Raw genomic sequence first — 19,069 nt, 5'->3', positions numbered from 1 at the left:
TCGAAACGCCTCGGGGATCGAATTCCGCGAGACTGGGTCTCACTAGAAGTCACTCTGCCGAAGACGGAGGTCAAGATGGACAAGCCCAACACGCAACCCGCCACACAAGCTACCCCGCCGACGCCGCCGACTCAGCGGCGGCTTCATCCGCTCGTCGCGACTGCCGCGGGCGCGGTGATCATCGCGAGCCTCGTCGCCACGGCGGCCGTCACCGGCATGTTCCCGAAGGCGTCGAGCAACGGCGAACCGACGAATCAGACGCAAGCGGCGCAGGTTGTGCCGCAAAGCGCGCAGCAACAGCAACCTGTGGTCGATTCGGCGGCGCCGGCGAATCTGGCTGCGCAGCAGCCAGCGCAGACAGCCGCCGCACAGCCCGCCGAGCCGCAACGCGCACCCGCACCCGTGCAGCAGCAATACGCCCAACAGCAACCCGCGCCGCAACCACAGGCCGAGCCCGCGCCTCAATACGCTCAGCCACAGCAGCCTGTACAGCAGGCGCATTGCTCGACGTGCGGCACGGTGGTCGCGATCTCCGCGGCGCGTCAGGAAGGACACGGCACCGGCATCGGCGCAGTCGGCGGCGCAGTGGCCGGCGGCGTGGTCGGCAACCAGTTCGGCAGCGGCAACGGCCGCACCGCGATGACGCTGCTCGGCGCGCTCGGCGGCGGGCTCGCCGGCAACTCGGTCGAAAAACATATCCGCAGCACGACGTCGTATTCCGTGCGGGTACGGATGGAAAACGGCAAGACGCGCTACTTCACGTATCACGAAGCGCCGCCCTTCCAGCAAGGTCAGCGCGTTCGCGTGCAAAACGGCACGCTCGTCGCGGACTAAACGCGGACAAAACGCCGCGGCGCTTAAACCTCACACGCACACGAAGTCAGCGGGCATAAAAAAGGCGATTCCAATGATGGAATCGCCTTTTTCCTTGCAGCCTCGGCATCCGCCGAAACCGCTTCGCAACCTCAGTAATCCGCGTCTTCAATCCATGCAGCCTGAATCGCCTCGAGAATTTTTTCGTTCGACCGGTTGGGGTCGTCGTCGAATCCTTCCAGCTCCGTGACCCAGCGATGCAGGTCGGTGAAGCGCACCTGCTGCGGATCGACGTTCTGATGCTTGTCGGTCAGGGCCATCGCGATGTCTTGCGTATCGGTCCACTTCATGGCTGCGTCCTCCTGTTAGTGGTTTTCCTTCGCGTGATTGATCGAGTAACGCGGGATTTCAACGACCAGGTCCTGCTCGGCCGGCACGATCGCCTGGCACGACAGACGCGAAGCCGGCTCGAGCCCCCACGCCTTGTCCAACAGATCGTCCTCGTCTTCCTCGGACGGCGTCAAGGCGGCGAAACCCTCACGCACGATCACGTGACAGGTCGTGCACGCGCACGACTTCTCGCAGGCATGCTCGATTTCTATGCCGTTATCGAGCAGGTTGTCGCAAATGCTCTTGCCGGGCACGGCTTCGATCACCGCGCCTTCCGGGCACAGTTCGACGTGAGGCAGCACAACGATTTGAGGCATACATTTTCCGTTTGGGTCTGAGGCGCGGCCTCAAACAGGCTTCGCACCATTTTACTGGCGACGCGCGGAGTTTTTAAGTCCGCGTGTCTTTAAGTCCATCGCGCTCATGGGTTTGCAGCGGCGAACCGCGGCTGGCCACGTGAGCGCGGCAAGCGTCAGATCTCGTCGAGCTTGCGGCCGGCGAGCGCGCGGCGAATGCCTTTGTTCATGCGGCGGGCGGCGAATTCGTCGGTGCCTTCGGCGAGCTTTTTCGTCGCCGCTTCGATTGCGTCGACGTCGTCGCTCTGCGCCACGTCGCGCAAGCCGTTCAGCAGCGCGTCGAGTTCCGCGCGTTCGCTGTCGTCGAGCAGTTCGGCGTCGGCGGCGAGCGCCGCGCCGGTCGCTTCGATCAGACGCCGCGCCTCGACTTGCGCCTCGCGCAGTGCGCGGGCGCGCATGTCGACTTCGGCGGTCGAGAAGCTGTCCTCCAGCATGCGCGCGATGTCGTCGTCGGCGAGACCGTACGACGGCTTCACGACCACCGACGCCTCCACGCCCGAGCCCAGCTCGCGCGCGAACACGGACAAGAGGCCGTCCGCATCCACCTGATACGTCACGCGGATGCGCGCGGCGCCCGCCGCCATCGGCGGAATGCCGCGCAGCTCGAAACGCGCGAGCGAGCGGCAGTCGCTGACGAGTTCGCGCTCGCCTTGCACGACGTGGATCGCCATCGCGGTCTGGCCGTCCTTGAAGGTCGTGAAATCCTGCGCGCGCGCGACCGGAATGGTCGAATTGCGCGGGATGATCTTCTCGGTCAGCCCGCCCATCGTCTCGACGCCGAGCGACAGCGGAATCACGTCGAGCAGCAGCCAGTCGTCGCCGTCCGCGCCCCGGTTGCCCGCGAGCAGATCGGCCTGGATCGCCGCGCCGAGCGCGACGACCTGGTCAGGGTTGAGATTGGTCAGCGGCGGCTGGCCGAAGAACGCTTCGACCGCGCGGCGAATCACCGGCATGCGGGTCGCGCCGCCCACCAGCACGACGCCCTTGATGTCCTTCGTCGCGACTTTTGCGTCACGCAGCGCTTTCTTGGTCGGGCCGAGCGTGCGTTGCACGAGCGACTGTGTGATGGCCTCGAAAGTAGCCTCGGCGATCGTCAGATCGATCCTGGTGCCGTTCGAAAGCGTCGCGGCGAGGGTTGCCTCAGGCGCGTCCGACAACGCCTCCTTGGTCGTGCGCACGCTGTCGAGCAGCAGCCGCACGTCTTCCGGCGCGAGCGACTGCGGCGCGATGCCGGCCTGCTGCAGCACATGGCGATAGAGCGCGTGGTCGAAATCGTCGCCGCCGAGCGCGGAGTCGCCGCCCGCCGCCAGCACTTCGAACACGCCTTTCGTGAGCTTCAGAATCGACAGGTCGAAGGTGCCGCCGCCGAGGTCGTAGACCGCGTACAGGCCTTCGGAGCCGTTGTCGAGGCCGTAGGCGATTGCGGCCGCCGTCGGTTCGTTCAGCAGGCGCAGCACGTTCAGGCCGGCGAGGCGCGCGGCGTCTTTCGTGGCCTGGCGCTGCGCCTCGTCGAAATAGGCCGGCACCGTGATGACCGCGCCGACGAGTTCGTCGCCGAGCGTGTCTTCCGCACGCTGGCGCAGCGTCGCGAGAATTTCCGCCGACACTTCGACCGGACTCTTCACGCCGTCGACGGTGCGGATCTGCACCATGCCGGGCGCGTCGATGAAGTCGTACGGTGCGTTTTCGGCGCCCTCGACTTCCGCCTTGCCGCGGCCCATGAAGCGCTTGACGGAGACGATCGTGTTGCGCGGATCGGTCGCCGCCTCGGCCTTGGCCGCGCGGCCGATACGCCGGCCGCCCTTTTCCAGGTAGCGCACGACAGAGGGCAGCAACACGTGGCCATCTTCGTCAGGCAGCACGTCGGGCACACCGCTGCGCACGGCGGCGACGAGAGAATTGGTCGTGCCGAGATCGATACCGACCGCCAGACGCCGCTGATGGGGCGCCGGTGCCATGCCGGGTTCGGAGATTTGCAGTAAGGCCATCTGGATCTTCTCGGAGCCGCGAAGCCCCGTCCTGAATTTTGCGTTGCTGGATGTAGTGCCAAAGCCGCGTCAGCGCCGATGCGATGCGACGCGATGCGCCGGTATGCGATGCGCTGAACGAGGCTAGCTCTCGAGCCGCTCGATCTGCGAGCCGGTTTCCGACGCCACCCGTTCGATGAACATCAACTGCCGCACCGCCTCGCCCGCCGCCTGGTCCGCGCCGCTGTCGAGCAATGCGCCGAGCTTGTCGAAACGCACGCGCTCTTCGTCGCGCAATTCGCCGAGCAACGCATCGAGCGCGTCGACGTTCTTCGCCGCGGCGGCGTCTTCGATCGCTTCGCGCCATTCCATCTGCTGCATAAGAAACGCCGGCTCCATCGCCGTGTTGTCGTGCGCGCCGATGTCGATGCCGCGCAGATGCAACAGATACGTCGCGCGCTTAAGCGGATCGCGCAGCGTCTGATACGCCTCGTTCGCGCGCGTCGCCCATTGCATCGCGATGCGCTTTTGCGCGTCGCCGGCCGCCGCGAAGCGGTCCGGATGCACTTGCGCCTGCACCGTGCGATACGCGTGATCGAGCGCGGCGGGATCGAGCGCGAATTGCGCCGGAAGACCAAAGAGGTCGAAGTGGCTATCGTTCAGCGAGGCCATCGGATAGAAGTTTCCGTTCATTCAAAGGAGCGCATGCAAAGCGCAGTCCCGCGGTGCGATCGTGCGATTGTGCGATCTTGCGAAGCAAACTAAAAAGGCGGCCCGCGCCGCCTTTGGTCCGCTCCACGCGGAAGTTCCGGTTATACGCGGAACGACTCGCCGCAACCGCACTCGTCCTTCACGTTCGGATTGTTGAACTTGAAGCCTTCATTCAGGCCTTCGCGCGCGAAATCGAGCTCGGTTCCGTCGATATAAGCGAGGCTCTTCGGGTCGACAATGATCTTCACGCCGTTGCATTCGAATACCTCGTCTTCGGGCGCGAGTTCGTCCACATACTCCAGCTTGTAGGCCAAGCCGGAGCAGCCGGTGGTGCGCACGCCCAGACGCAGGCCCACGCCTTTACCACGACGGATCAGATACTTCTGCACGTGCTGTGCTGCCTTTTCGGTCAACGTAATTGCCATAGCGTTTCTCATTGCGCGGTGCGTGCCGACGCCCCGCTGCCCTGCCTGCATCAAATATCGCTCATGCGTGACGGCGCCAACCCACCGCGCCGTTCGCTTCCGCCGTTCGCTTCAACTCGCCCGATCGCTTTCGAACTCGTGGCTTCAGGCGTGCTGCTGGTCGCCTTCCACTACTGCTGCTTCGCCGTGACGTTGCTTGTAGTCGGCGACCGCTGCCTTGATCGCGTCTTCCGCGAGAATCGAGCAGTGGATTTTCACCGGCGGCAACGCGAGTTCTTCGGCGATCTGCGTGTTCTTGATCGACATAGCCTGATCGAGCGTCTTGCCCTTCACCCACTCGGTGACGAGCGAGCTCGACGCGATCGCCGAACCGCAGCCGTACGTCTTGAACTTCGCGTCTTCGATGATGCCGTCCGCGCCCACGCGGATCTGCAGCTTCATCACGTCGCCGCATGCGGGTGCGCCGACCATGCCGGTGCCGACCGCGTCGTCGTCCTTCGAGAACGAGCCGACGTTGCGCGGGTTTTCGTAGTGGTCCAGAACCTTGTCGCTATAAGCCATGATTACACTCCTTGATTCGTTTCAATCTGCGTGTTCGTAAATTGCGCGGTGAACTGCGCGGTAAATTGCGCGATCGTTTCGACTAGCCGGCGCGTCAGTGCGCTGCCCACTGAATCGTCGAAATATCAATGCCGTCCTGGTGCATCTCCCACAGCGGCGACAGATCGCGCAGCTTCGCAATTTTCGTCTTCAGCAGATTGATCACGTAGTCCACGTCCTGCTCGGTCGTGAAGCGGCCCACCGTGAAGCGGATCGAGCTGTGCGCGAGTTCGTCGTTACGGCCAAGCGCGCGCAACACGTACGACGGTTCCAGCGAAGCCGACGTGCACGCCGAACCCGACGACACCGCCACGTCTTTCACCGCCATGATCAGCGATTCGCCTTCGACGAAATTAAAGCTGATGTTCAGGTTGTGCGGCACACGCTTTTCCATGTCGCCGTTCACATAGACTTCGTCGATCTCCGACAGCCCACGCAGCAACCGGTCGCGCAGCATGCGAATGCGCTCGTTTTCCGTTGCCATTTCCTCGCGCGCGATGCGGAACGCCTCGCCCATGCCGACGATCTGATGCGTAGCCAGCGTGCCCGAACGCATGCCGCGCTCGTGACCGCCGCCGTGCATCTGCGCCTCGATACGCACGCGCGGCTTGCGGCGCACGTACAGCGCGCCGATGCCCTTCGGACCATACGTCTTGTGCGCCGAGAAGGACATGAGGTCGACCTTCAGCTTTTGCAAATCGATATCGATCTTGCCGGTGGCTTGCGCCGCGTCAACGTGAAAAATAATGCCTTTTTCACGGGTGATTTCGCCGATTGCCTCGATGTCCTGAATCACGCCGATCTCGTTGTTCACCGACATCACCGACACGAGAATCGTGTCCGGGCGAAGCGCGGCCTTGAACTTCTCGAGGTCGATCAGACCGTCGTCCTGCACATCCAGATACGTGACTTCGAAGCCTTCACGCTCCAGCTCGCGGCAGGTGTCCAGCACGGCCTTGTGCTCGGTCTTCACCGTGATGATGTGCTTGCCCTTGCTCTTGTAGAAGTGCGCGGCGCCCTTGATCGCGAGGTTGTCCGACTCGGTTGCGCCCGAGGTCCAGATGATTTCGCGCGGATCGGCATTGACGAGCGCGGCGACGTTTTCGCGCGCTTCTTCGACCGCGCGCTCAGCCGTCCAGCCATACGAATGGCTACGCGACGCGGGGTTGCCGAACTGCTCGCGCAGATACGGAATCATCTTGTCCACCACGCGCGGATCGACCGGGGTCGTGGCGCTGTAGTCCATGTAAATGGGCAGGTGGGGAATCTCGTTGTTCATGTATCGCTCCGGGGACGTCGTGTGCTCTGGCTTCTGAATTCGTGATCGCGCTGCGGTATGCCGCGCCGCGTCTTACGAACCGGCCATGTTGAAAACGGAATTAGGACCTTTGGGCGCCACGCGAACCGGCTCGACCGCCGGCGCCTCACTGCGCCTGTCGCGCAGAACGGCCGGCGCGCCTTCGCGCGAACGTTGCTGGTCGACCAGATCTTTCAGCGAGACCGAATCCAGGTACTCGACCATTTTCTGGTTCAGCGTGGACCACAGCTCATGCGTCATGCAATGGCCGTCGTGCTGCTTGGTGCCCTCGCACGAGCCCTTGCCGCCGCATTGGGTGGCGTCGAGCGGCTCGTCCACCGCGATGATGATGTCGGCCACCGTCACGTCTTCGGCGCGGCGCGCGAGATTGTAGCCGCCGCCCGGCCCGCGCACGGACTCGACGATTTCATGACGACGCAGCTTGCCAAACAGCTGCTCGAGGTACGACAGGGAGATATGCTGGCGCTGGCTGATACCTGCAAGCGTCACCGGGCCCTGCTCCTGGCGCAATGCCAGGTCGATCATCGCCGTGACGGCGAAACGGCCTTTCGTGGTGAGTCTCATATGTATGGGGAACCGCTATTCTCGACAAGTTTTGTCAAGTATAAATACATGACCGATTTAGTCAAGTATCCCTCCTGGGATGTGGGTCATTACTTAATTGCTCGCGCGTTTTTTCCCAGCGACGCCGCGACCTAGTCGATCAATTGGGGGCGCAATGCGGCGATGAGCCCGCGGCAAGCCGCCTCGCATTGATCCAGCACCTGCTCGAAACCTTCCGCGCCGCCGAAATACGGATCGACGACTTCGCGCGAGCCGCTCCAGCGAGCGTCGCTTTCGGGCACGAATTCCATCAGCAGGCGAATCTTGTCCTGCTGGTCCGGCGGACACACCTGGCGCAGCGCGGCGACGTTCTTGTCGTCCATTGCGATCAGCAGGTCGAAGCGGTCGAAGTCGATGTCCGCTATCTGCCGCCCACGCAGTGCCGCGAGATCGTAGCCGCGGCCGCGCGCGGCCTGCTGCGCGCGCTCGTCCGGCGGCTGGCCGATGTGCCAGTCTCCCGTGCCGGCGGAGTCGATCAGAATACGCCCACCGAGCTTCGCCTCGTCGACGAGACGGCGCATCACGGCTTCCGCGGTCGGCGAACGACAGATGTTCCCGAGGCAGACAAAGCAGATGGACACAGTTTTCATCGGAGGCTTCTTTTGCGCTTTTCGGCGCGGTGAGGTGCGAATGGCGGCAAATACGCCGCGACGCGACGCCCGCCGCGCGGTGCCGCGATTATACAAAGGCGCACGAAATCGCGCCGCGGACGCCGCCCGGCATTGCTTCGGCCGCTCGCGGGCTCAGGTTCAAGTTCAGGACGCCTGCGCCAGAGGCAGCGCGGTCACGGTGCGCAACGGCTTGACCGGCGCGGACGACGCGTCGTCGATCATGCCGTAGGACGCCGCCCGCGCCAGTTCGGCGGTCAATTGGTCTGCCGCCAGCGGCGCCTGCGAGCCGCGCGCGGACAGATCGCCGCAAATGTGCAGATACGCCACGGCCGCTAATCCGACGACCAGTGCGAGAGGCCAGTACACCGCTATTGTCTTTTTCATGATGTCGTTCTTCCAGAGGAGGGGTAGCTAAGCTCATCGCTTACTATGCCCATGACGAATCCTATAGGAATAGCCAATCGGGAAAAACCGGCTCAGGCGCGATACAGCGTTGTCGGAAATGGAACAGTGATTGGATGCGGACACGATCAGGCGCGATCGGCTCACGCCTGGCACGAAAAATAAGTCCTTACAAAAGCATACAAAGCTACCGCCACGGATGCGCATAATTGCGGTCTCATTACTACGAAACCTACTGTCTCGGGCTTGAAATGAAACGCTTCGCACCCTTTGCCGCTGTCGCCGTCGCCGCCCTGCTCGGCGGCTGCGCCGTCTATCCGGACGGCACGCCGATGTACAGCAACGGCTACAGCACCTACGACGGCTACTACGACGCGTACGGCGCGCCCGTCCCGCAGACGAACGTCTACATGGGCTACAGCAATTATTACGGTCCGGGCTATTACGGCGGTCCGGGGCGCTATTACGGTCCAGGATACGGCGGATACCGAGGGCGGCCGTACTACGACGGAGACCACGGCAATCGGGGCGGAAACGGTGGGCCGCATGGCCAACCCAACGGTGGACCTCGCGGCCAGCCCAACGGCGGACCGCCTCCGCAAGGAGCGGTCGCGGGTCCGCGCGGTCCGAGCGGCTCGAATGCGCCGCGGCCCGGCGTCGCGCCGCCGCCCCCGCCGCCGCCCGCGCCGGCGCCAGCACCGCAGGCGGGCGGTCGCGGCGATGCCGGCGCACCCGTGTTGAGAGGCAATCCGGCTCGGGGCATGACGACGCATTAGAGCAGCGCTTTAGCGGCGGTGAACGGGACGCCGCGGGCACGCCACGGCGTCTCAAGCGACTTGCCACGCGGGCCAGCCTTGGCGTATGGCACCGGCGCCGTCGCAACAGCGGTTGGCTCTCGCGAAAACTTCTACCGGCACGTTGCACAACTCACTAGCAGTAGCAGTAGCACTCGCGCGACGGCAGAGCGCCGCCCCAACCTTCTTCAGCCGATATGACTGCGTTGCGCGGCGTACAACTCCCGGAACGTGCGTCCAACCGGCGCGGGCATATCCCGCGTATTCGTCCAGCCGGCGCCGCCCAAAGGCAGCTTCGCAATCGACCGATTGCGCCCGCCCATGCGTTCGAGCACGCGCACAGCGAGTTTCGTGACGAGCGCGTAAGCGTCCGGATGCATCGCCAGAAAACCCCACACTGCGAGACCCGCGCGCTCCTTCCACGGACGCAGGCGCCGTTCAACCTGCTTCTCGCGCAGTTTGCGCAGCAGATCGGACAACGGAATGCCGACCGGACATACGCTATTGCACTCGCCGCACAGCGTGGCTGCTTGCGGCAGATCGAGCGCCTTATCGAGGCCGACGTAGCTCGGCGTCAGCACAGAACCCATCGGGCCGGGATACACCCAGCCGTAGGCATGGCCGCCGACTTTCTGATACACCGGGCAATGATTCATGCACGCGCCGCAACGAATGCAGCGGAGCATCTCCTGAAAATCGCCGCCGATCAGCCCCGTGCGCCCGCCGTCGACGAGCACCACATACATATGCTCGGGCCCGTCCTGATCGCCCTCGCCTCGCGGCCCGGTCAGCACCGAGAAATAGTTGGACGTAGTCTGGCCCGTCGCCGAGCGCGGCAGCAAGCGCATGGCCGTCGCGAGGTCTTCGAGCGTGGGCAGCACCTTTTCGATGCCGGTGACGGCGACATGCACGCGCGGCATCACCGTACACATGCCTTCGTTGCCCTCATTGGTGACGAGCACCACGGAGCCGGTTTCCGCGATCACGAAGTTGCCGCCGGTCACACCCATGTCCGCGCTCATGAAGTGCGGGCGAAGCACCTGTCGGGCTTCCAGCGTCATATCCGGAATTTCGGTGAGCCGCGGCCGGCCGTGCGTTTTGGCGAACAGGTCGGCGATCTCGTCCTTATCCTTGTGGACGACGGGCGCGATGATGTGGCTAGGCGGCTCGTTGTCGTTGATCTGCAGAATGTATTCGCCGAGATCGGTCTCGATGGATTGCACGCCCATCTGTCCGAGCACTTCGTTCAGGCGCATTTCCTCGGTGACCATCGACTTGGTCTTGATCACCTTCTTCACATCGTGCCGGCGTGCAATTTCGCCGACGAGCCGCGCGGCCTCCTGCGTGGTCTCGGCAAAGAGCACCGTGACGCCACGCCGGGCCGCCTCGCGTTCGAACGTCTCGAGCCACACGTCCAGATTTTCGAGCGCCCGGTTGCGGCGCTCCTTCAGTGCGTCCCGCGTGGCGGGAAAGTCGATCGCGGTCAGCGCCGCGGCGCGCGCGGAGACGAACTTGGTGGACAGTTTGGTCAGGTTCTGCTGCAGCCGCTGGTCCGCAAGCTTCTGACCGGCGCGCGCCTTGAATTGCATCGATTGGATTTGCATGGCGGTCCCCTTACCCCGTTACACGTCGCCGGCCAGTACCTGCGCGATGTGCAGCACGCGCGTCGCGGTATCGCCGGTGCGCCTCAGGCGCCCTTCGATATTGAGCATGCAGCCGAGGTCGCCGAGCACCACCGCGCCCGCGCCGCTGTCGCGGATATTCGCGCATTTTTCGTCGACGATCGCCGTGGAGATGTCGCCGTACTTCACCGCAAACGTGCCGCCGAAGCCGCAGCAGTGCTCGCAGCCCTTCATTTCGGTCACCGCGACGCCCACCTGGGCGAGCAGTTCGCGCGGCTGCGCCTTGACGCCGAGTTCGCGCAGACCGGAACACGAATCGTGATAGGTGACCTGTCCGGCGAATTCGCCTGGCTGCAACCGCACTTTCGCGACGTTGACGAGGAAGTCGGTCAGCTCGAACACCCTGGCGCGCAGGCGGCCGAAGCGATTCATCAGTTCGGGGTCGTCGGCGAACAGGTCGCCGTAATGCGCGCGGATCATGCCGCCGCACGAGCCTGACGGCACCACCACGTAGTCGAACTGCTCGAATTCGCGCAAGGTTTTCTCGGCGAGGTCGCGGGCGATGCGCCGCTCGCCCGAGTTGTACGCGGGCTGGCCACAGCACGTTTGCGCCGGCGGCACCACCACTTCAAAACCGGCGCCTTCGAGCAGCTTGATCACCGAAAAACCGATTTCGGGCCGCATCAGGTCGATCAGGCAGGTGACGAACAATCCGACTCGCATGAGCCATCCTCCAGGAAAACGTCCCTGATTATCCGCTGTTTGGCGCACAATACCAACGCCCGGAAGGCATAGGACGAACGCCTCGCCGAATTCGAAGGCCGCTTCCAAGTGCGTTCGCTTTTTTCACGATACGAGATACAATCAGTTTCCGCTGTTTGACGCGTCAACCGATTCTTCTTATGAGCGACACGAACCCGGATCCCAAAACTTCGATCCAGGTGATCGAACGCATGATGCGCCTGCTCGACGCACTCGCCGCGCATAGCGACCCGGTCAGCCTGAAAGAACTCGCCATCCGCACGGAACTGCATCCGTCCACCGCGCACCGCATCCTGAACGACATGGTGATGTGCCGGCTCGTCGACCGGTCCGATCCCGGCACGTACCGGCTCGGCATGCGCTTGCTCGAACTCGGCAATCTCGTGAAGGCGCGGCTGTCCGTGCGCGACGCGGCGCTCACGCCGATGCGCGAGCTGCATCGGCAGACGGGCCAGACCGTGAACCTGTCGGTGCGTCAGGGCGACGAGATCGTGTACATCGAGCGCGCTTATTCCGAGCGTTCGGGCATGCAGGTCGTGCGCGCCATCGGCGGACGCGCGCCGCTGCATCTGACGTCGGTCGGCAAACTCTTCCTCGCCGCCGACGAATCGACGCGCGTGCGCGCCTACGCGACCCGCACGGGCCTGTCGGGCCACACGCAAAACAGCATCACCGACTTAGCCAAGCTCGAGCGCGAACTGTCGCATGTGCGCCAGCAAGCGTGCGCGCGCGACAACGAAGAACTGGAGCTCGGCGTGCGCTGCATCGCCGCGGGCATCTACGACGACACGGGCAAACTCGTCGCGGGTCTGTCGCTTTCGGCGCCGGCCGACCGCCTGCAGGATTCCTGGCTAGGTCAGCTCAGCCAGACGGCGCTTGTGATTTCCGAGGCGCTGGGGTATCGGCCGCAGGCTTCGCAGGATCATGGGCATCATCCGGGCTCGCATGCATAGGCCCTAAGTTGCGAATCGACGAATCGACGAATCGACGAATCGCAGCGTGCAACGAAAAAGCCCCGCAAATGCGGGGCTTTTCAATTGTGGCGACCGATTCTTAAACCGACCGCAAACCCAGAAACACAGCGCGCTCAGGTGCCCGGCCCGCCGGCGTCCGCGCTCGTGATACGCGCCTGATCGCCGCCGTTGTCGAGCCACGTGCGCAGCCGCGTGGCGTCGGCGAAACGCGAGTACTTGCCCGACGAGTCGAGCAGCACGAGCACCATCGGACGGCCATGAATATTGGCTTGCATCACGAGGCACTCGCCCGCTTCGTTGATGAAGCCGGTCTTTTGCAGACCGATCTCCCACGTCGGGTTACGCACGAGCGCATTCGTGCTGTTGTACGCGAGCGTGCGCTTGCCCGTGTACACCTCGTAGCTGCGGTCCGTCGAGAACCGGCGGATCAGCGGATATTGATACGCGGCATTGACCATCTTCACGAGATCGCGCGCGCTCGACACGTTCTGGCTCGTCAAGCCGGTGGGATTCTCAAAGTGCGTGTCGGTCATGCCGAGTTGCCGCGCCTTCGCGTTCATGGCCGCGAGGAACGCCGGCCGGCCGCCCGGGTAGTAGCGCGACAGCGCGGCGGCAGCACGGTTTTCCGACGCCATCAGCGCGATATGCAGCATGTCTTCGCGCGACAGCACCGAGCCGACGGACAGGCGCGAGCCAGTGTTCTTTTCGTAGTCGCGGTCTTCGTCCGTGACTTCGAGCTGATCGGTCATCGGCTCTTTCGAATCCAGCACGACCATCGCGGTCATCAGCTTCGTGATGGACGCGATCGGCACCACGGCGCGCGAGTTTTTATCGAAGAGCGACTCGCCGGTGTTCTGGTCGACCACGTACGCGACGCTCGAGCGCAGCATCAGCGCGTCCGGCGTCTCGTGCAGGCCGAATGCCTGGCCGACGGTCGGCTGGCGCGGCTCATAGGCAACGCGCCGCACCACCGAGTGGTGACGGCCGTTCGACGTATAGGTCACGCGCTTGCGCTTGACGCTCGCGCGCGGCGCGTCGTCATCAGCGGCGGCGGCCTTTGCGACCGCGCCTTTGCTGCCGGCTTTTACAGCTTTGCCGGAGACCTTGGTTGCGGCGGCGGGCTTCTTGGCGGCCTTCGCGTGCTTCGAAGTTTTTGCGGATGCAGCGGGCGTCGCGGCAAAAGTGCTCACGGGCGTGCCAAGCGCCGCCGCGAGGACCATGGAGGCGGCCACCGACAAAGCGGTGCTGCGCGCCGCGCCGTGGATCACTTTTAGCGACGAAAACATGTCGGTTTTCATGGGTGTTCTGTAGGGAGCGGCGAGAGGGTTCCGCAAGTGTAGTAAAACAACGAAAAATTAGCAATTTGAAGCACTTATCTGCGCTCCTTAAACCAGCTTATAAGCTCCGATCGCAAAAACGCAAATAAGTGCCGCGCTTCGATCGATAAAAACGATCGGAGCGCCGCGCCTCGCCACCACCGTCACCCTGAAAAAGGGTGTGGTCCTTTCAGCATAACGGCAATTTCGAGACAACCTTGATGAGGGGAAACACGGCTGTCGCGGCCAACGAGGTCTCGCGCCGCGGACGCAAGCGAGCCAACACGCGCAGCGGACGTTGTCTTAAATGCCCGCTGCAAATCGCAGACGCGCGTTCGACCGGCATCAACGATTAACGTTCCGTGACAGTTTATGGTTTACATCAATTCGCATCCGCGCCGAGCTTTTGTTAAATAGACCCTCACGGTTTTTTCTGCGGTGCACGCAAAAGCGCCTCGGAGAGGTTGTTGGAGCCGGAACAAAATACCGTTTTCGGACTTTCCACTGGCAAGAGCGGTCAATCGTTCCGCGTCATGCGGCTGTCATTCAGAGCGCATAAGCTATTGTTTCCTAAGTGGTTTCTTAAGATTGTGCAATGCACAAAAACCACTTGACATTCCTTGGCGCCATCTTAAAATAGAACTCATTGCTGCGATGCACAATACATCGCGGTCCGGGCAGACGAATTTGTGCGTCTCGCCACCACCCCAATGCGGTCGCAGAGTTCGGCCGCGATCCAGGAGCGTAAACCATGACTTTGCTGACCCCCGAGCAATTCGCTGCAGCCCAGAAAGCCAACTTCGAAACGCTGTTCGGCCTCACCACCAAGGCATTCGAAGGCGTCGAAAAGCTGGTCGAACTGAACCTGCAAGTCGTGAAATCCACGCTCGCGGAAAGCCAGGAAAATGCCCAGCGCGCGCTGTCGGTGAAAGACGCGCAGGAACTGCTGGCACTGCAAGCGAGCCTCGCGCAGCCGGTCGCTGAAAAGGCGCTGTCGTACGGCCGTCACGTGTACGAAATCGTTTCGGCAACGCAAGGCGAGTTCGCCCGCGTAGCGGAAGCGCAGTTCGAAGAGCAGAACCGCAAGGTTCAGTCGCTCGTCGAAAACGTCGCGAAGAATGCACCGGCCGGTTCGGAAACCGCTGTCGCCGTGATCAAGTCGGCCATCACTGCCGCCAACACCACGTACGAAACGGTCCACAAGGCCACGAAGCAAGCTGTCGAAATCGCGGAAAGCAACTTCAACGCAGCCGCCACGGCCGCTTCGAAGGCTGCATCGCAAGCCGCTGCACAAGCTTCGCGCTCGGCCAAGAAGCCGGTCTAAGTTTCCGGTCTGCTTCCAGGCTCGCTGTCGGAGCCTGGGTCGACTGACCCGAGGCCTTGCTTCGGGCATCGTTTGCGCCGGCCCAGCTTCATCGCTGCGCCGGCGTTGCTGTAAGCAACAGCGTCGTGCCGTTGCCGCTCACACGGTTTCAATTGGCCGAACGCTCCGATACGTTGAATGACGTATCGTTTGCCCGGCGAAGCGCCGGGATTTTTTTGCGCGGCGTTCGCGGCGTTGCTTCGTTTCGGGCCGCGGCTCGAATGCGATTGAGCTTCAGATGAAAAACGGCGCGCCCCGCAAAGGGCGCGCCGTTTCTTTTGAGCGCCATCCGCACGCATGCGGATGAGCCAAACGCATTACTTCTTTTTCTGCGGCGGCAAATCGGTACAGACGCCTTCGTACAGTTCGGCGGCCATCCCGATCGATTCGCCGAGCGTCGGGTGCGGATGAATCGTCTTGCCGATGTCTTCCGCGTCCGCGCCCATTTCGATCGCGAGGCACACTTCGCTGATGAGGTCACCCGCATTCAGACCGACGATACCGCCGCCGATCACGCGATGCGTTTCCTCGTCGAACAGCAGCTTCGTGAAGCCCTCGTCGCGGCCGTTGGCAATCGCGCGGCCCGATGCGGCCCACGGGAACACCGCCTTGCCGTACTTGATGCCTTCTGCCTTCAACTGGTCTTCGGTCTTGCCGGCCCACGCCACTTCGGGATCGGTATATGCCACCGACGGAATCTGCAGCGCGTCGAAGTACGCCTTCTCGCCGTGAGCGGCTTCGGCGGCAACGTGTCCTTCGTGGACGGCCTTATGCGCGAGCATCGGCTGACCGACGATATCGCCGATCGCGAAGATGTGCGGCACGTTGGTGCGCATCTGTTTGTCGACGTCGATAAAGCCGCGATCCGTCACCGCCACGCCGGCCTTGTCCGCGCCGATCTTCTTGCCGTTCGGCGAGCGTCCGACCGCGACCAGCACGAGGTCATAGCGCTGCGCTTCCGCCGGAGCCTTCTCCCCTTCGAACGACACGTAGATGCCGTCCTCTTTCGCTTCGGCCGCGGTGGTTTTGGTCTTCAGCATGACGTTGGCGAAACGCTTGCTGTTGTACTTTTCCCAGACCTTGACCAGATCGCGATCCGCGCCGGCCATCAGACCGTCGAGCATTTCGACGACGTCGATCTTCGCGCCGAGCGTGGCGTAGACCGTCGCCATTTCGAGCCCGATGATGCCGCCGCCGATCACCAGCATGCGTTGCGGAATCTGACGCAGCTCGAGCGCGCCGGTCGAATCGACCACACGCGGATCTTCCGGAATGAACGGCAGCTTCACCGCTTCCGAGCCCGCGGCGATGATCGCCTGCTTGAACCTGACGACCTTTTTGCCGCCCTCGGTTTGCACTTCCATATGGTTCGGATCGACGAACGCGCCGGTGCCCGTGACCACTTCGACCTTGCGCATCTTCGCCATGCCGGCGAGACCGCCGGTCAGCTTCTTGACGACGCCCGACTTGAAGTCGCGCAGCTTGTCCAGATCGATCTGCGGTTTGGAAAACGTGATGCCGTGCGCGCCGAGCGCTTCGGCTTCGTCGATAACGAGCGCCGTGTGCAGCAGCGCCTTCGACGGAATACAGCCCACGTTCAGGCACACGCCGCCAAGCGTCGAATAACGCTCGACGAGCACCGTCTTCATACCGAGATCGGCGGACCGGAATGCAGCCGAATAGCCGCCAGGGCCCGACCCGAGCACGAGCATGTCGCACTCGATGTCCGCGCTGCCCGAGAAGCTGCCCGCTTGCGGCGCGGGCGCAGCGGCGGCAGCCGGCGCGGGTGCAGGCGCTTTTTCCGCGGCCTTCGGTGTTTCTTTAGCGGGCGCTGCTTCGCCGGACGTTTCGACGAGCGCGATGACGGTGCCTTGCGATACTTTATCGCCGGCTTTGATACGGATTTCCTTGACGATGCCGGCGGTATCGCTCGGCACTTCCATGGATGCCTTATCGGACTCGAGCGTCAGCAGCGACTGTTCTTTTTCGATTGCATCGCCCGGTTTGATATTGACTTCGATGACATCGACGTCCTTGAAGTCACCGATATCCGGCACTTTTACTTCGACGAGACTCATAGTGTCCCCTAGTCTTGTTGATGGTGATGAGAAGAACCAGCCCAGGGCCCAAAAACTGGCAGCGCGCCAAACAGAATCACCCTTTGCAGTCCGCCGAAGGACGCGCCTTTCTTTTGCCTACTTTTCTTTGGAAGACAAAGAAAAGTAGGTGCCGCCCCGCACAGGGGCGACGCCAATAGACCACTAAGAAAACAGGTTCTACAGAGAGACACTGATCACAGAAAAAAACCAGCGCCCCGCGCAACACCACATCAAAGAATCACACGCCGAAAATCGGCAAGAATCGCCCCAAGATACGCATTGAAGCGCGCAGCCTCAGCCCCGTCGATCACCCGATGGTCGTAAGACAACGACAGCGGCAGCATGAGACGCGGCACGAACTGCTTACCGTCCCAAACCGGCTTCATCGCGCCACGCGACAGCCCAAGAATGGCGACTTCAGGCGCATTGATAATCGGCGTGAAGTTAGTGCCGCCAATGCCGCCCAGCGACGAAATCGAGAAGCAGCCGCCTTGCATCTGATCCGGCTTGAGCTTGCCTTCACGCGCGGCCTTGGAAAGATCGGTCATTTCCTTCGCGATCTCGACGAGACCCTTCTTGTCCGCATCGCGAATCACCGGAACGACGAGACCATTCGGCGTATCGGCGGCAAAACCCACGTGGTAGTACTGCTTGAACACGAGGTTGTCGCCGTCGAGGCTCGCGTTGAACGTCGGGAATTTCTTCAACGCCGACACAACGGCCTTGATGACGAACGCCAGCATCGTGATCTTCACGCCGGCCTTTTCGTTTTCCTTGTTCAACTGCACGCGCAACGCTTCGAGTTCGGTGATGTCCGCTTCGTCGTTGTTCGTGACGTGCGGAATCATGACCCAGTTGCGATGCAGGTTCGCGCCCGAAATCTTCTTGATGCGCGACAGCGGCTTCGCTTCGAACGGGCCGAACTTCGAGAAGTCGACCTTCGGCCACGGCAGCAGATTCAGCTCGCCGCCGCCGGCTGCGGGCGCGGCTGCGCCGGCCGGCGCGGCACGCTGGCCCGTCATCACGCCCTTGATGAACGCGGTGACGTCGGCTTGCGTAATGCGGCCCTTCGGACCTGTGCCCTGAACCTGCGTCACGTCGACGCCGAGTTCGCGCGCGAACTTGCGCACCGACGGCGAAGCGTGGCTCGCGCGGCGCGAACCGCCCTCGCCGGCCGGGATCGAAGGCGCTTGTGCGAGTGCGGACGGAGCGGCCGGTGCGGGCGACGGCGCGGCAGGCGCATCCGACGGCTTCTCGGCTTGCGGCTTGGCCGCAGGAGCCGGCGCGGGCGCCGCAGCGCCGCCTTCGGCTTCCACGACGACGATCACCGAGCCTTCCGACACGGTATCGCCGACCTTGACCTTCACTTCCTTGACGACGCCGGCCGCGGAACTCGGCACGTCCATCGTCGCCTTGTCGGATTCCAGCGTGACCAGCGACTGCTCTTTCTCGACGCGATCGCCGACCTTCACCGCGACTTCGATCACGGGAATGTCTTTGTAGTCGCCGATATCCGGCACTTTGACTTCCTGCAGACCGCCGCCGCTTGCAGCCGGTGCAGCGGCCGGAGCCGCAGCCGGTGCAGGCGCGGGAGTAGCCGCAGGTGCGGGTGCAGGCGCAGCCGCCGGAGCAGCCGCAGCCGCGCCGCCTTCAGCGCCATCCAGCACTACGATCAGCGAACCTTCCGACACGTTGTCGCCGACCTTGACCTTCACTTCCTTGACGACGCCGGCCGCCGAACTCGGCACATCCATCGTCGCCTTGTCGGACTCCAGCGTAACGAGCGATTGCTCTTTCTCGACGGTATCACCCGCCTTGACCAGCACCTCGATCACAGGAATGTCCTTGTAATCGCCGATGTCCGGCACCTTGACTTCGATCGCTTGACTCATTGTTAGTGTCTCCTGGGCCGCGCACGCGACTGCCGCTGCCGGTCGGAACCG

Annotated in this window: 19 protein-coding genes; 4 read left to right on the top strand and 15 right to left on the bottom strand. The window is 63.1% G+C overall.

All coding sequences use genetic code 11. From position 1 onward, the window contains the following. The first annotated feature begins 75 nt into the window (after positions 1–75). On the top strand, positions 76–834 hold the full coding sequence (locus C8K18_RS34005) for a glycine zipper 2TM domain-containing protein (protein ID WP_107706554.1): 759 nt from the start codon (positions 76–78) through the stop codon (positions 832–834). A 131-nt stretch (positions 835–965) separates the two neighbouring features. Here the strand turns inward: C8K18_RS34005 and iscX are convergent, their stop codons facing one another. The 10 genes from iscX to C8K18_RS02410 form a co-directional block, all read right to left on the bottom strand. Next, positions 966–1,163 carry a Fe-S cluster assembly protein IscX gene (iscX, locus tag C8K18_RS02455; RefSeq protein WP_006051276.1) on the bottom strand — a complete coding sequence of 66 codons (198 nt, stop codon included), beginning with the start codon at positions 1,161–1,163 and terminating at the stop codon, positions 966–968. 15 nt (positions 1,164–1,178) lie between these two features. After that, positions 1,179–1,520 (bottom strand): ISC system 2Fe-2S type ferredoxin, encoded by a 342-nt coding sequence (gene fdx / locus C8K18_RS02450; protein WP_006051275.1) that lies wholly within the window; start codon positions 1,518–1,520, stop codon positions 1,179–1,181. Positions 1,521–1,675: 155 nt separating this feature from the next. Then, complete coding sequence (gene hscA / locus C8K18_RS02445) at positions 1,676–3,547, bottom strand: Fe-S protein assembly chaperone HscA (protein WP_006051274.1); 1,872 nt, start codon at positions 3,545–3,547, stop codon at positions 1,676–1,678. Positions 3,548–3,670: 123 nt separating this feature from the next. Then, positions 3,671–4,198: a Fe-S protein assembly co-chaperone HscB gene (gene hscB, locus C8K18_RS02440; protein WP_029967488.1), complete on the bottom strand. Its 528-nt coding sequence runs from the start codon at positions 4,196–4,198 to the stop codon at positions 3,671–3,673. A gap of 140 nt (positions 4,199–4,338) precedes the next feature. After that, positions 4,339–4,662 (bottom strand): iron-sulfur cluster assembly protein IscA, encoded by a 324-nt coding sequence (gene iscA, locus C8K18_RS02435; protein WP_029967490.1) that lies wholly within the window; start codon positions 4,660–4,662, stop codon positions 4,339–4,341. Positions 4,663–4,806: 144 nt separating this feature from the next. Then, positions 4,807–5,223 carry a Fe-S cluster assembly scaffold IscU gene (iscU, locus tag C8K18_RS02430; protein WP_006051271.1) on the bottom strand — a complete coding sequence of 139 codons (417 nt, stop codon included), beginning with the start codon at positions 5,221–5,223 and terminating at the stop codon, positions 4,807–4,809. 94 nt (positions 5,224–5,317) lie between these two features. Continuing rightward, positions 5,318–6,541, bottom strand: coding sequence for an IscS subfamily cysteine desulfurase (locus tag C8K18_RS02425; protein WP_006051270.1), 1,224 nt, complete (start codon positions 6,539–6,541; stop codon positions 5,318–5,320). Between the two features lie 72 nt (positions 6,542–6,613). Beyond that, positions 6,614–7,144, bottom strand: a complete 531-nt coding sequence (gene iscR, locus C8K18_RS02420; RefSeq protein WP_006051269.1) for a Fe-S cluster assembly transcriptional regulator IscR — start codon at positions 7,142–7,144, stop codon at positions 6,614–6,616. A 131-nt stretch (positions 7,145–7,275) separates the two neighbouring features. Continuing rightward, positions 7,276–7,773, bottom strand: a complete 498-nt coding sequence (locus tag C8K18_RS02415; RefSeq protein ID WP_107706553.1) for a low molecular weight protein-tyrosine-phosphatase — start codon at positions 7,771–7,773, stop codon at positions 7,276–7,278. A 165-nt stretch (positions 7,774–7,938) separates the two neighbouring features. After that, positions 7,939–8,178 (bottom strand): hypothetical protein, encoded by a 240-nt coding sequence (locus C8K18_RS02410; RefSeq protein ID WP_107706552.1) that lies wholly within the window; start codon positions 8,176–8,178, stop codon positions 7,939–7,941. Between the two features lie 269 nt (positions 8,179–8,447). On the opposite strand from C8K18_RS02410, the gene C8K18_RS02405 reads away from it, so the two are divergent. Continuing rightward, positions 8,448–8,972, top strand: coding sequence for a hypothetical protein (locus tag C8K18_RS02405; protein ID WP_044021733.1), 525 nt, complete (start codon positions 8,448–8,450; stop codon positions 8,970–8,972). Positions 8,973–9,178: 206 nt separating this feature from the next. On the opposite strand, the gene C8K18_RS02400 is transcribed toward C8K18_RS02405, so the two are convergent. Next, positions 9,179–10,594: a lactate utilization protein B gene (locus C8K18_RS02400; RefSeq protein ID WP_006051263.1), complete on the bottom strand. Its 1,416-nt coding sequence runs from the start codon at positions 10,592–10,594 to the stop codon at positions 9,179–9,181. 18 nt (positions 10,595–10,612) lie between these two features. Further along, the gene (locus C8K18_RS02395; protein WP_006051262.1) at positions 10,613–11,335 is read right to left on the bottom strand and encodes a (Fe-S)-binding protein; all 723 of its coding nucleotides are present in this window, start codon (positions 11,333–11,335) and stop codon (positions 10,613–10,615) included. Positions 11,336–11,514: 179 nt separating this feature from the next. Here C8K18_RS02395 and C8K18_RS02390 point away from each other — a divergent pair, with 179 nt between their 5' ends. Further along, the gene (locus C8K18_RS02390) at positions 11,515–12,327 is read left to right on the top strand and encodes an IclR family transcriptional regulator (protein ID WP_006051261.1); all 813 of its coding nucleotides are present in this window, start codon (positions 11,515–11,517) and stop codon (positions 12,325–12,327) included. A gap of 134 nt (positions 12,328–12,461) precedes the next feature. Here C8K18_RS02390 and pbpG read toward each other — a convergent pair whose 3' ends face one another. Next, positions 12,462–13,646, bottom strand: coding sequence for a D-alanyl-D-alanine endopeptidase (pbpG, locus tag C8K18_RS02385; protein WP_107706551.1), 1,185 nt, complete (start codon positions 13,644–13,646; stop codon positions 12,462–12,464). A 769-nt stretch (positions 13,647–14,415) separates the two neighbouring features. Between pbpG and C8K18_RS02380 the strand changes: the two genes are divergently transcribed. Then, the gene (locus C8K18_RS02380) at positions 14,416–14,988 is read left to right on the top strand and encodes a phasin family protein (RefSeq protein ID WP_006051259.1); all 573 of its coding nucleotides are present in this window, start codon (positions 14,416–14,418) and stop codon (positions 14,986–14,988) included. A 356-nt stretch (positions 14,989–15,344) separates the two neighbouring features. Here C8K18_RS02380 and lpdA read toward each other — a convergent pair whose 3' ends face one another. Then, a complete protein-coding gene (gene lpdA / locus C8K18_RS02370; protein ID WP_107706550.1) occupies positions 15,345–17,105 on the bottom strand; it encodes a dihydrolipoyl dehydrogenase in 1,761 nt (586 codons plus the stop codon). 251 nt (positions 17,106–17,356) lie between these two features. After that, positions 17,357–19,018: a dihydrolipoyllysine-residue acetyltransferase gene (gene aceF, locus C8K18_RS02360; RefSeq protein ID WP_006051257.1), complete on the bottom strand. Its 1,662-nt coding sequence runs from the start codon at positions 19,016–19,018 to the stop codon at positions 17,357–17,359. Positions 19,019–19,069 lie beyond the last annotated feature (51 nt).

Origin of the sequence: Paraburkholderia sp. GV068 (assembly GCF_003058125.1) — a bacterium.
Taxonomy (GTDB): domain Bacteria; phylum Pseudomonadota; class Gammaproteobacteria; order Burkholderiales; family Burkholderiaceae; genus Paraburkholderia; species Paraburkholderia graminis.
The sequence above is the reverse complement of the archived record's forward strand: the minus strand, read 5'-3'. Positions and strand labels throughout refer to the sequence as shown.